The sequence below is a fragment of the Flavobacterium lacus genome (assembly GCF_003268815.1).
Lineage (GTDB): Bacteria > Bacteroidota > Bacteroidia > Flavobacteriales > Flavobacteriaceae > Flavobacterium > Flavobacterium lacus.
On sequence record NZ_QLSV01000002.1, the window covers coordinates 295,910 to 309,513 of the forward strand.

The window sequence follows — 13,604 nt, forward strand, 5'->3', positions numbered from 1 at the left end:
TCTAAAATAATGAATTTTATTTAGAAAACGCAAAAAAAAGACCGTCAAAGCTGACGGTCTTCTATGATTTTGATAAAAACTATGCGTTTTATTCAACAACAATACGTTTTACTTCTTTTCTGTCACCGTTTGTAAGATTCAATAAATAAACCCCAGTTTGGGCATTCTCTAGTTGAATTTCTTGGTTAAAAGTAGACCCTGATTGGTAGTTCTTTTCAAATATTTTTCTGCCTCTCATATCCATCACTGCAATAATTACCGTTTCGTCTGAAGGATTATCAAAACTAACGGTAAAGTTTCCTTTGTTCGGATTTGGATAAACCGTGAAAGCATCAAAACCAAAATTTTCAGTCGACAAAGTTACTGTTTGTGTACAAATTTCAATACTCCACGAGTTTAATGTTCCATTATCTCCTTGAAAAGTATCATACACTCTTAACCTCCATGTTCCTTGTGGGTTTTGTCCGTTGAAAACAGAAAAACTTTCAGCAGATTGTAAGGTTTGCAATGTTGCAGCACCTGCTGTACAATTAATTGGATTACCTGAGTTCATGAACTTCAAATTCAATGTCCCATTTGTTTGGCCGCATAATCGATTGTAAACACGTACAAAGTTAGTTGGATTTTGCGGGCTACTAATGTCTGTTATTACATCTGATAAATAGGTATGTGTGATGTTATTGAAAACAGAAATACTGTTAATCTCACCGGTCATCGGTACGTTAATCGTTCCAATTTGATTTGCAGGAACTCCAGCAGCAGTGATAATTGGCAAAGAGGTACCGCTATAAGTATTACACGCTACCGTAACGGTATAGCCGATTGCAAAGGGGGTTGAATTTAAAGCATAATAAATATTCCCTGTAGGCCGAATCAACAATCTACAGTTTACGGCTGCAACAGTAGGAACAGTGATGGTTTCTGAACCATCATTAGGTGTATTGGCTGCTAAAACGGTTGGAAACGTTAGCCCGCCATCAGTTGATAATAAAATATCAACATTCGCTGAACCGGGTAAAGTTGTTGTGTTATTAACAGACCAAGTGATGGTTTGAGTAGACCCTTGATTCCATGAAACTCCGGCAGTATTTTGCGAAGTAACCGCAAAAGGACCCACTGTAGCACTCACTGTAATGTTTGAAGTTGCGGTACTGGTTTGTCCTCCATTCGCTATATTATCTCTGGCTGTCAACGTAAATGACATTGATCTTCCAATGGTTGAAACAGATTCCCAAGTAGTAGTTAAATTATTGCTTAATACCGAACTAAATGCAGGCATATAACGAATAGGCGTGTCAACGGGAGGCAATGATCTAAAGTTTGGCCCTGCCGGTTTGGTAGGGTAACAAACACTATTCGCGCCTGTAACCGCACTGGTTGCATTATTGTTTTGCTCCCATGAAAAAGTTGCTCCGGGGTTATTGCTCGGATTTGTACCGGTTAAAATAAATGCTGTTCCATTGGGAATAGTCCAATTTCCGCCTGAAGTTATGGTTAAAGCAGGGTTATTAAGCGGAATATTATTGGCACAAGGCTTATTGGCCAAATTATTTTGAATTTGTAAAATACTTCGATATGTAAAATAATCGTCACTATTGTTTTGCACATTAAAATCTGTTAAACCTGCGTATGCCATGATTGTTGATCCACTACCGGGTTCTACATTTACACCAAAAGGCTCTAAGCTTTCAGAAAAAGTGTGATTGGCTCCCAACTGATGCCCTAGTTCATGAGCTACATAATCGATATCAAAAAAGTCCCCTGCAGGAACACCATCTGCCGGTGAAGTTATTCCACTTCCTTTTTGGCCATCTACGCAAACACATCCAATACATCCTGCGTTTCCACCTCCACCTGTAGCACCAAATAAATGGCCTATATCATAATTTGCTTCACCAATTACATTCGTAAGCGTTGTTTGTAATTGATTATTCCAATTATTTATACCTGAAGCAGGAGAGTAGGGGTCAGTAGCGGGGTTAGTATAAATGACCAAATTATTATTAGCAATAATATTTAATCGTACGGCTAAATCTTTTTCAAATACACCATTAACCCTGGTCATTGTTGCATTCATTGCCGCTAAGGCTCCTGCAGCCCCACCGTGATAAGTACCGTATTCTCCGGTACATGATAAAGCTAATCGAAATGTTTTTAAAACACCATTATTAGCCATAACCTCTTGATTATCTAACCCTTCAGAAAGCCTATTGCTTACTGAATGATCAACGGTAGAACATGTAAATGGCATTTTTCCTTTTTGTCTTGCAGATACATAAGCAGCATAAATTACTCCACTTTCTGCATATGGCTCCATGAATTCAGTTTTTTTACCGGCTCTTAAAATCATGGTTTGAACTCCTTTTGGATCAATACTCATTCTTAATTGAGCTTTTTTGTCATCAATCCCAATTCCGATATAGGATCTGATTTCTGGGTATTGGGCTTGCAATTCCGGTTCAAAATTTGAAGCTTCAAACAATTCAAAGCGTTCCATTTCACCTTGTGCATTTGGCAACGTAACAATGACTCCTTTCTCAGACAAAAAGCGATCCGGTGCTGTAACCAAAACAGCTTTAAACGCCTCAACATTGAGACTATACAAAGTAAAATTTAAAGGAAATGATTCTCTTTGAGCAGTTTTTGATACTGCTGTAACATTTTCATTTACAGGTGTCCAAAAATTAATTTTTTGAGCATTGCTGTCTAGAAAAGACAACACTGTAAATAAGGTTAAAAGTACTATTTTTTTCATTTTTTGGAAATTAATTAGGGGACAAATATATCATATTTTTAATAATTCTTTAATATTTTTAAAGATTTACATCATTTTTTAATTCTTTCATCTAGAATATTCTTATTAATTATAAAGTTGTTGGATTTATTTTTATAATAATTAAATTTGTAAAAAAAAATCTTTGAAAACTTTTCAATCTATTTACGATTTCAAACCCAAAAACAAAACTGTGTTGACACTTGGCACCTTTGACGGGGTTCATTTTGGACACAAGAAAATTATTGAAAAACTAATCCAAAATTCGACTTTGTGCGAATGCGAAAGTTTGGTGCTCACTTTTTTTCCTCATCCAAGAATGGTGCTCCAAGACAGTACAGAAATTAAACTCTTAAATACCATTGAAGAACGTACTGAATTATTAAAAAAATCCGGCTTAGACAACCTAATCATTCATCCTTTTGATCAAGCATTTTCCAGATTAACGGCAGAAGAATTTGTTTACACTATTTTAGTAAATCAGTTTAATGTGAAAAAAATTATTATTGGCTACGATCATCGTTTCGGAAGAAATCGAACGGCTGACATAAATGATTTAATTGAATATGGCGAAAAATATAATTTTGAAGTAGAACAAATTTCGGCTCAGGAAATTGATGAAGTTTCGGTTAGTTCTACAAAAATTCGCAATGCTTTGATTGATGGTCAGATAAAATTGGCAAATGACTACCTGGGATACAATTATCTTTTAACCGGAACAATCGTGAAGGGAAAAGGAATCGGAAGAACGTTGGATTTTCCCACCGCTAATTTACAACTACACGAATCCTATAAATTGATTCCAAAAAACGGCGTTTATATTATTCAAAGTTTGATGAAAAATAAATTGGTTTACGGAATGATGAACATTGGATTTAATCCGACGGTTAATGGCGATTCAAAATCAATTGAAATACACTTTTTTGATTTTGATGCTGATTTGTATTCTAAAAAAATTCAAATTCAGTTTTTGGATCGAATTCGTGATGAAGTGAAATTTGAAAATGTTGATAAATTAAAAGAGCAACTTTTAAAAGATAAAACAGCAGCCATTCAATATATAAATTCTCTGTGATGCTAAAAAAAGCTTTTGAACCCATCGATAATGCTCCTTTAATTCTATTTAGAATTACACTTGGGCTTTTAATTGCAGCAGAAAGCATTGTAGCCATTTTTACCGGTTGGGTTAAAAAAAATTTAATTGACCCCACAGTTCACATTCCACATATTGGTTTTGATTTTTTAGTTCCTCTACCCGGTTACGGCATGTATTTGTATTATGTAATAATGGGGATTTTAGGCGTTTTTATTATGCTTGGCTATAAATATCGCTATTCTTTAGGCTTTTTTACATTGTTGTGGATTGGTGTTTACTTAATGCAAAAAGCATCCTACAACAATCATTATTATTTACTCATTTTGGTTTGCTTAATCATGCTTTTTCTTCCTGCCAATCACTATGCCGCTATAGACGCTAAAAGAAATCCGAACATAAAGAGTCTTACCATGCCTAGATGGAGTGCATGGGTGATGATTATTCAAATGACCATTGTCTATTTTTATGCAACGTTGGCGAAATTTTATCCGGATTGGCTAGATGGAACTTTTACAGGTATTTTATTTTCAAACCTTTCTAACTTCCCCGTTTTGGGCACTGTGTTTACCGAAAAATGGTTTCATGTTTTTATTGCGTACGCCGGAATTTTCTTTGATGGATTAATCATCCCTGCGCTGCTTTGGAAGAGAACTAGAAATAGTGCTTTAATCGCTAGTTTGATTTTTCACTTATTTAATTCCATTACATTACAAATTGGTATTTTTCCTTATTTTGCCATAAGTTTTATTGTGTTTTTCTATTCGCCCGAAACCATTCGAAACCTCTTTTTCAAAAAGAAACCACAACTTCAATTAGAAGATTTAAGTGCAAGCTATTCGTATTCAAAAGCAATAACGTATTTTTTTATCCCTTTTTTTGTCATTCAACTCATTCTTCCTATCCGACATTATTTTATTAAAGGAGATGTGCTTTGGACAGAAGAAGCCCACCGCTTAAGTTGGCGAATGATGCTCAGACAAAAAAGCGGCAGTACACATTTTAAAGTAATTGATAAAAAAACAAACCAAGAACTACCGTATAATATTGTTGAAAAATTAACCCGAAAACAGCTTGGTTTGGTTTCCAGTAAACCGGACGGAATATGGCAAATGGCTCAACACATTAAAAAAGAATTTGCGGAGAAAAACATAGAGGTCAGTATTTTTATTGATTCACAGCTGTCCGTTAACAACAAGCCCTACAAAACCTTTATCGACCCCACTGTTGATTTTGCTGAAGCAGAGTGGAATTATTTTGGCCATAATGACTGGATTTTGTTGTATGATAAAAATTGAAATCTAATGGAAAAATAATTTTGTTGATTAATTCTTAAAAAATCTTCACTTCTCCTTTACTTAAATCTTTAGAAAATAAGTATTTTTGACTCATAAATTAAAACCATGAGCATCACTAAACACAATTGGACTAAAGAGGAAATTATTGCCATCTACAACAAACCGATGATGGACTTACTTTTTGAGGCAGCTTCTATTCATCGGGAGCACCACGACCCAAATGTTGTGCAAGTTTCTACTTTACTATCCATCAAAACCGGTGGCTGCCCGGAAGATTGTGGCTATTGTCCGCAAGCCGCTCGGTATCACACCAACATTGAAGGAAATGACTTAATGAGCGTTCAACAAGTAAAAGCGCAAGCATTACGTGCTAAATCAACCGGTTCTTCACGTGTGTGCATGGGAGCAGCATGGCGGAATGTAAAAGATGGGCCCGAATTTGATCAAGTGTTGGAAATGGTGCGAACCATCAATAAATTGGACATGGAGGTTTGTTGTACATTAGGTATGCTTACAGAAAATCAAGCTCACCGTTTGGCCGAAGCCGGTTTATATGCCTATAACCACAATCTAGATACATCAGAAGAATATTATAAAGAAGTGATTTCAACCCGTGGCTTTGAAGACCGTTTACAAACCATTGATAATGTGCGAAAAACAAATGTTACCGTTTGCAGTGGTGGAATTATTGGCATGGGAGAAAGTATAGACGATAGAGCAGGAATGTTAGTTGCTTTATCCACGTTAAATCCGCAACCGGAATCAGTTCCTATTAATGCTTTGGTTGCTGTGGAAGGAACGCCGCTAGAAGAACAAAACCCAATTGAAATCTGGGAAATGGTTCGTATGGTCGCCACCACTCGAATTGTGATGCCGGAAACACAAGTGCGTCTGTCTGCCGGAAGAACTGAAATGAGTAGAGAAGGCCAAGCGTTGTGCTTTTTTGCAGGTGCTAATTCTATTTTTGCAGGAGACAAATTACTCACTACACCCAATCCGGATGTGAATGAAGACATGAAAATGTTTGATTTGTTGGGGTTAAAACCTCAAAAACCATTCATCAAAATCATGCAACCAACAACTGTCGAAGCAGAAGATTCAAAATTTCAAGCCTTAGGCGAAAAGCCAAAATGGTCAAGACCCGGACATACTATTGAAAGAAACTTAGATGCTTCTATTAAAAATAAATAATTAAACCAAGAAAAAGGTTAAGCAAAAAGCCCCCCCCTGATTTCTCGGAGGTCTTTTTGTCTTTAATTCAAACGTTTTATCTGTAAGCTCTAAAAGTTCCGTTTGTCACCACTACAGTAGTACCTTCATCGTTAGTGCCAGAAAAGCTAAAAGTTCCCTTAACATACTCTGCATCTAAATCTGTAATAACAAGTGTTCCTGTTGAAGCATCAATTACTTCCTCTCCCATCCAAATGTTTGCAGAATAAAGTGTCTCTAAATTTGCATCGGTAGGTGTATCACTTGTAATTGTAAATGTTCCTGTTTCAATAACAACCGGCATCCATAACGAAATTCTTTCATATTCTGCACTTTCCATATCGTCACCAAGTATTAATCTTCTAAGAGATGTAATAGTGGCAGGATCCATATACTCTTTTTGTTCCCCGTTTAATGTAAATCGAACATATAATTCATCATCATTATTGGTTGACGAATCATCAGATGAGCACGAAGTTAAACTTAAAGTAAATACGGCAATCAATAGGTAAAATAAATTTTTCATAAATAAGTAATCGTTTATATTTTTAATTGGTTGCAAATGTAACTTTTCATTTTTGAACTCCCCTTAATAAAATTATTAATTTAACTACTTCACTCTTTATTTAATGTAAAGACAAAAGCACATAAAAAAACCTCCGATTTCTCGGAGGTTCTAGTTTTATTAACTCAGTACCTTAGAACCTCAGTCCCTCAGCACCTTTGTCCTATTGTTTCACCACCCGCACGGTTTTCGTTTCTTCCCCTTGCGTTACAATCACGTTGTAAACACCCGATGGATAACGGTCTCCGAATTGGTAGTTGGTTCCATCTTGTGCTTTCACTTCCTTCACTTCTAAAAGTCTTCCGGTCATGTCATACACGGTCAAACTTACTGGTTCAGTGTTAGAAGTTTTCACATCAATACCAAAACTTGTGGCAAATGGGTTTGGAATAGCAATGGCTTTGAATCCATCAATTGTAGTTACATCCATTCTGGTTACTTCATCCGGTCTTCCGGCTCCTGGCGTAATAATGCTACACGATTTTCCGTAAGGCCCCCAAACTCCATTCAAACGAATGGCTACTCTAACAGTGTAAGTTGTACCTGATAACAAACCGGTGAAATTATTCAACGTTACTGTTCGCAAGGGTCTATCAAACGTTTGGCTGTATGACTGACTCTCGTTTTCTAATAAGAAACGGTATTGTTGGGCACCTGGATAAGACGCTGCAAAAAGAGTTGTTGTGTTTGAAGTAACTTGGTATTCATCACACTGCGCATCTTGCAAGCCAATCGTTGGGAATAAGGGGGTAGTAATGTTACAAACCGATCCGTACGACAAGTACGTTCCATCTGTATTTCTCACCGCTACCTCAACATTGTAAGTCGTGTTGTATTGGATGTTTGGTAAAGTATTCAATCTTAAATCCCTAATCACACGATCACTTGTTTGAACGTCAATTGGATCCAAAGTATTGGTAATTCTAAATCTATATCCAGTGGCAAAAGGAACAATGTTTGCAAAAATTGCATTATTGATATTGTTCATTGTTGTATTGCACTGCGAAGCTTGAATTTGTGTGGTCGTATCCGGTGTGGTTATTGTACATGGTGTGCCGTAAAACGGTTGCCACACGTTGTTGATTCTAACAGAAACTTCAACCGCATAGGTTGTATTAAACGCATAATTGCTTAATTGCGTGATACGGAATTGACGTAAAAATCTGTCGATTGTTTGTACTTCATTAGTTGCCATGTTGGTTACTCTAAAACGGTAACCTTGAGCTCCCGGCACCAAAGCAGCATTCACATAACTGTTTACAAATGGCAACGTCGTACCACACTGATTAGGTAGTACCACTGAAACAATAGGTGTACAACCGTTATCGATAGTGCCATCACAATCGTTGTCTAAACCATCGTAGCAGATTTCTGTTGCTCCGGGGTTAATTGCTGGATTGTTGTCGTCGCAGTCTAAACTATTGAGTACATAACCTACTGGCGCCACACAAGCTTGTTGTGAAATAGCAGCGTCTCCATACCCATCACTATCACTATCCGCATAATACGTGATTGGAATTAAAATAGTTACCACAACAAGTGTTCGTTCACTTTCAAGTCCATCAAGCGTTTGGGAAACATAATAGTTCCCCGATAATAAAACTGTATTAGTGTTTAGAGCAGCACCTCCTGTGGCAACATCATACCATTGCAAGGCAGCACCTATTGCAACTAAATCTGAAACCATAGCATTTCCGCAAAAAGTTTGAAATGAAGCAGCGGGTGCTGCAGTACTATTTACTGTAACTGTTACCACAGTTCTTATAGTCTCACAGCTATTTTGTGTTTGTGAAACATAGTAGATTCCTGTAGCAATCGGCGTTGTTGGTGGTAAAACAGTTCCCCCGGTTTCAGAAGTATACCATTGAAGGTTACTTCCCGTTGCGGTTAAAGCGGCAACCGTAGTATTTCCGTAAAAAATTTGAGCTGAAGCCGTTGGTGCTACAGAAGTAATGTTGATTGTTAAATTCAACGTAGCGGTAGCACAATCAACCACATTAGTATAGACACCACTTTGAGTATAAATTTGATCGTTTTCCGCCCAAGTATAACTATCACAAGCGGTGATCGTTTCGGTTGTTGTAGTTGGTGTGCAAAAAATATAATTATTTGAAACACAAGATGCACCAACACTGTTGATTGCTCGAATCATGATAGTACTTGGTACACTTGGCAATTCTAATGTTAAAGGACTTGTAGTGACATCTGGTGATAATGCCGTAAAAGTACTACCATTATCTAAAGAATATTCATAATTCGTTATTGTTGGTGCTACTAATAAAGCAGTTTGCGTAAATTCAACTGAAACAGTTGTACCACTAATCGATGCCTCAGTAATTAGGGGTGCATCGGCTGATGGTAAAAAACTACTGGTCATCACACGGTTGCCCGAGCCATTGCCTGCTACTGCTACAAAAATTCCATTACCATAAGTGACACTATTCCACATGTTTTCAGCTGCGGAAGTTCTTAACGTCCAAATAATTCCATCCGGGCTGGTCATCACACGGTTACTTATTCCATTTTGTGCCACTGCAACAAAAAGACCGTAGCCATAGGTAACGCTAACCCAGGCATTATCCAAAGCAGAAGCTCTTGCCGTCCAAGTAATCCCGTCAGGACTTGTCATTACTCGGTTACCCGAACCACTACCTGCCACCGCTACAAAAAGACCGTTTCCGTAAGTAACGCCACGCCAAATATTATCCGCCGCTGAGGTTCTCAAAGTCCAGTTAATTCCATCTGGACTAGTCATCACACGGTTTCCAGAACTAGAAAATCCCACTGCCACAAAAACGCTATTGCCATAGGTAACACTACTCCAGCTATAATCTGCTGCAGAGCTCCTCGACGTCCAGTTAATCCCGTCCGGGCTAGTCATCACGCGGTTACCCGAACCAGACTGTCCCACTGCCACAAAAAGTCCGTTGCCGTAAATAACGCTCACCCAATTATTATCCGACGCTGAGGTTCTTGCCGTCCAAATAATCCCATCCGGACTCGTCATCACACGAGTTCCCGAACCAGATTGTGAGACCGCCACAAAAAGTCCGTTGCCATAAGTAACGTTAACCCACTGGTTGTTATTCGCTGAGGTTCTAGCCGTCCAGTTAATTCCATCCAAGCTTGTCATCACACGATTAGCAGTGCCGGTGGCCGCCACCGCTACAAAAATGCCGTTACCGTAAGTAACACTAATCCACTCACTTTCTGCCGCAGCTGTTCCTGCAATCCAGGTAATACCGCTACTTCCTGATGTGTTGGGCGTTAAACTAATGGCTACCGAAGCCGAACCACTGCTGGCTAAATTAACCGCACGGAGCTTCACTTGGTAGGTAAAACAATTGATTAATCCACTACCTATGAACAATTGACTACCGGTTATTGATGGAGAAGGTGTTATCCAACTTTCTCCGTTATCAGTTGAATACTCATAATTAGTGATTGCAGATCCTCCATCATTGATAGGTGCAGTAAACTGTACAATACCGCCGGTATCAATGGGGGTTACCACCAAATTGGTAGGTGCATCTGGAACCGTGCCAAAGGAAGGCGTTGCTTCTTCCTCATTGGAAATACAAGAACTACCAACTGAATTAATCGCTCTTATTACAACAGGATAAGTTGTTCCATTGCTAAGGCCTGCGATGTCTATCGGACTTAGATTAGAGGCTGGATTACGAACTGTCCAAGTGCTCCCATTATCAGTTGAATACTCATAATTGCTAGTCAAAGGCGCATGTACCGAAGCGGTTTGCGTAAAAGTAACCCGTAGGGAATTATTTCTTTCACTAATTGAAGTTATCGCCGGTGCATCGGGCACCAAAGAAAAACTACTTGTCATCACCCGGTTTCCTGAACCAGACTGCGCAACCGCAACAAAAAGTCCGTTGCCATAGGCAACGCTGCGCCAGTTAATGTCCGCTGCGGAGGTTCTCAACGTCCAAGTAATTCCGTCTGCGCTGGTCATCACGCGGTTACCCGTGCCTAAAGTTGCTACAGCCACAAAAAGACTGTCACCATAGGTGACGCTTTGCCAATTATTATCCACCACAGAGGTTAGCGAAGTCCAGGTAATTCCGTCTGGGCTGGTCATTACACGGTTACCAGTACCATTAGATGCCACCGCCACAAAAAGGCCATCGCCATAGGTAACACTTTGCCAACTGTTGTCCGCTGCAGAGGTCCTCGACGTCCAAGTAATTCCATCTGGGCTAGTCATAACACGGGTACTACTACCAGAGCTTGCCACTGCCACAAAAAGTCCGTTCCCATAGGCAATGCTGTTCCAGCTATTATTCACTGCTGAGGCTCTGGAAGTCCAAGTAATTCCGTCTAGGCTGGTCATCACGCGGTTACCCGCACCCGAAGTTGCTACAGCCACAAAAAGACTGTTACCATAGGTAACGCTTTGCCAATTATTATCCACCACAGAGGTTCGCGAAGTCCAAGTAAATCCATCTGGGCTGGTCATCACACGGTTACCAGTACCATTAGATGCCACCGCCACAAAAAGGCCATTGCCGTAGGTGATGGAATTCCATGTATTATCGGCGGCGGAGGCTCTCGAAGTCCAAGTAATTCCGTCTGGGCTGGTCATCAAACGGTTGCCGGTACCACTAGATGCCACCGCCACAAAAAGACCATTGCCGTAGGTGATGGAATTCCATATATTATTGCCTGCGGAGGCTCTACTTGTCCATATTATTCCACTACTCTGAGATGTGGTGGGCGTTAAGCTCATAGCTACCGAAGCTGTGCCACTGCCTGTGGCATTTACAGCACGTAGCTTCACCTGATAAGTAACACAATTGGTTAAGCCACTGCTGATAACCAGCGGACTTGCTGTTACTTCGGGTGAAGGCGTAACCCAACTTACCCCATTATCAGTAGAATACTCATAATTAAAGATTGCAGATCCTCCGTTATTGGAAGGTCCGGTAAATTGTATCATCCCCCCGGTATTCATGGAAGTGACCACCAAACTGGTGGGTTCTAAAGGGGATTGTGCTTGTGCAAAACCAAAGAACATAAATACTACCATTAAAATGATTTTACTGGGTATTTCTAATTTTAAATTCATAAATGTTTTATTTTAAAAAGTACAAACAAAATTAAAGATAAACAAGGGAGCGTTATTCAATAGATGAACGATGCCGTTAAAATGGACCAGAATGCCGTTCCTTTAACAAAAGGTTTTGGCTTTCAAAGCAAAAAATAAAACACATCGCATGAATATTTTACTCATGCCGTTATTTTGACCATTCATGCCGTTATTTTATTCCAAAAATAAAAGCAATATAAATCAGTAAATGTTGTTTCTTTGTCAAGCAAGAACGCCTTTCGCAACGCCTTGCAGTTGACTACCTGACCCCAAGAGAACATGCTGATTAATTTATTGACTTTAATGACGGGCATTGTGGGTTTGATTACCACTGCCATTGCCGTATTCCGTCACAAAGCCAACCCGCTTATCAACAAGTATCTAATTATTCTTTTAAGCGTCCTTTCCGTTCGATTTCTCGTTCGTGGCTTTTCGGTCTACCTCAATGAAATCCCGACCGAAATATTTACTGGGATCAGTGTGTTTATGGTGATCTTGCTGGGTGCTTGCACGCATTTATACTTCAGAGATTTGGTTTACAGTAAAAAATGGCGTGTCAAAGATGCCATCCACCTTATCGTACCTTTCGTAGTAGTGCTACTCCATCTATTGAATGTCCAACAACGATACGAGCATGCTCCAACCATCCGAATGGTCTATGTGGCCTTATTAATCGTGTGTGTTGCAACTTATAATTTTCTTAGCTACCGATTGTTGCGCAATACCATTTGGTCAAAAAAAAGAGGGGCACCTTTCCTTGCAAAGCAAACCAAAGCAATCAAGAACTGGACTGTATACCTTTATACCGCCATCGTACTGCTTGGATGGATGATTGTCTTGGTGTTCATTACCAATGGTTTCAATTACAACAGGAATGGAAATAGTTATCAAATAACCATTGCAGCACTTTTTTGGTTAGCTTTTTTCATTAAACTGCTGGCAACACCCGAACTCTTGTACGGCTATGATTTTATGAAAATAAAAATAGAGACCCTCAAAAAAGCCGATGTTGTTTTAAATGCTATTTGGATAGTAGACACAAGGCCAGAGATAACCAACCAAAAAGACCTCAAGATTAGTGGTATCGTGACAACCAATCTAAACAGCTACATCCACCAAATAGAAAGCCTTTCTTTTCATACCAATACCTTTAGAAATCCCGCGATAACGGTGGAAGATTTTGCCCAAAAACTAAACCTTCCCAAGGTGCATTTGCTATATGTTTTTAAATACCACTGCACCATTACCTTTGTCGACTATAAAAAAATGGTTCGCATTCATGATGCTACCAAGTTGCTGGAAACTGGTTTTTTAAAATCCAGCACGATGGAATCGCTTGCCATGGAAGTAGGCTTTTCCTCTTACAAGCCATTCTACACTAGTTTCAAATCAATCACTGGCGGAACCCCACAAGAATACTCTAAAACACTTTAGTAACTGTGGCATTCTGCAGTACACCACAAATGCAGCGGCTTTTCTCCATCCAACCCTATTATCAATTTCACAAGCAAAACACCAATCTGCAATAGCAATAAAATCTACGCATCTGCGGTAAATCCCAA

The 13,604-nt window shown here is 39.1% G+C and carries 7 protein-coding genes; 4 read left to right on the forward strand and 3 right to left on the reverse strand.

Features of this window, described 5'->3' with window-relative positions:
- Nucleotides 1-88 precede the first annotated feature (88 nt).
- Nucleotides 89-2,755, reverse strand: a complete 2,667-nt coding sequence (locus B0I10_RS02980) for a zinc-dependent metalloprotease (RefSeq protein WP_112085008.1) — start codon at nt 2,753-2,755, stop codon at nt 89-91.
- Nucleotides 2,756-2,918: 163 nt separating this feature from the next.
- Between B0I10_RS02980 and B0I10_RS02985 the strand changes: the two genes are divergently transcribed.
- The 3 genes from B0I10_RS02985 (at nt 2,919) to bioB (ending at nt 6,355) form a co-directional block, all read left to right on the forward strand.
- On the forward strand, nt 2,919-3,848 hold the full coding sequence (locus B0I10_RS02985; protein WP_112085009.1) for a bifunctional riboflavin kinase/FAD synthetase: 930 nt from the start codon (nt 2,919-2,921) through the stop codon (nt 3,846-3,848).
- The gene (locus B0I10_RS02990; protein ID WP_112085010.1) at nt 3,848-5,164 is read left to right on the forward strand and encodes an HTTM domain-containing protein; all 1,317 of its coding nucleotides are present in this window, start codon (nt 3,848-3,850) and stop codon (nt 5,162-5,164) included. Before B0I10_RS02985 ends, B0I10_RS02990 begins: the two co-directional genes overlap by 1 nt.
- Before the next feature lie 105 nt (nt 5,165-5,269).
- Nucleotides 5,270-6,355 (forward strand): biotin synthase BioB, encoded by a 1,086-nt coding sequence (bioB, locus tag B0I10_RS02995; RefSeq protein ID WP_112085011.1) that lies wholly within the window; start codon nt 5,270-5,272, stop codon nt 6,353-6,355.
- A gap of 76 nt (nt 6,356-6,431) precedes the next feature.
- Here the strand turns inward: bioB and B0I10_RS03000 are convergent, their stop codons facing one another.
- Nucleotides 6,432-6,899, reverse strand: coding sequence for a DUF6252 family protein (locus B0I10_RS03000; RefSeq protein WP_112085012.1), 468 nt, complete (start codon nt 6,897-6,899; stop codon nt 6,432-6,434).
- A gap of 202 nt (nt 6,900-7,101) precedes the next feature.
- Nucleotides 7,102-12,021, reverse strand: a complete 4,920-nt coding sequence (locus B0I10_RS03005) for a MopE-related protein (RefSeq protein WP_112085013.1) — start codon at nt 12,019-12,021, stop codon at nt 7,102-7,104.
- Nucleotides 12,022-12,321: 300 nt separating this feature from the next.
- On the opposite strand from B0I10_RS03005, the gene B0I10_RS03010 reads away from it, so the two are divergent.
- Nucleotides 12,322-13,476 carry a helix-turn-helix domain-containing protein gene (locus B0I10_RS03010; RefSeq protein WP_112085014.1) on the forward strand — a complete coding sequence of 385 codons (1,155 nt, stop codon included), beginning with the start codon at nt 12,322-12,324 and terminating at the stop codon, nt 13,474-13,476.
- The last annotated feature ends 128 nt before the right edge of the window (nt 13,477-13,604 follow it).

Bases quoted from the DNA above. Each gene is read 5' to 3' on its own strand.
- B0I10_RS02980 (WP_112085008.1), bottom strand. From the start codon at position 2,755: ATGAAAAAAATAGTACTTTTAACCTTATTTACAGTGTTGTCTTTTCTA.
- B0I10_RS02990 (WP_112085010.1), top strand. From the start codon at position 3,848: ATGCTAAAAAAAGCTTTTGAACCCATCGATAATGCTCCTTTAATTCTA.
- bioB (WP_112085011.1), top strand. From the start codon at position 5,270: ATGAGCATCACTAAACACAATTGGACTAAAGAGGAAATTATTGCCATC.
- B0I10_RS03000 (WP_112085012.1), bottom strand. From the start codon at position 6,899: ATGAAAAATTTATTTTACCTATTGATTGCCGTATTTACTTTAAGTTTA.
- B0I10_RS03005 (WP_112085013.1), bottom strand. From the start codon at position 12,021: ATGAATTTAAAATTAGAAATACCCAGTAAAATCATTTTAATGGTAGTA.
- B0I10_RS03010 (WP_112085014.1), top strand. From the start codon at position 12,322: ATGCTGATTAATTTATTGACTTTAATGACGGGCATTGTGGGTTTGATT.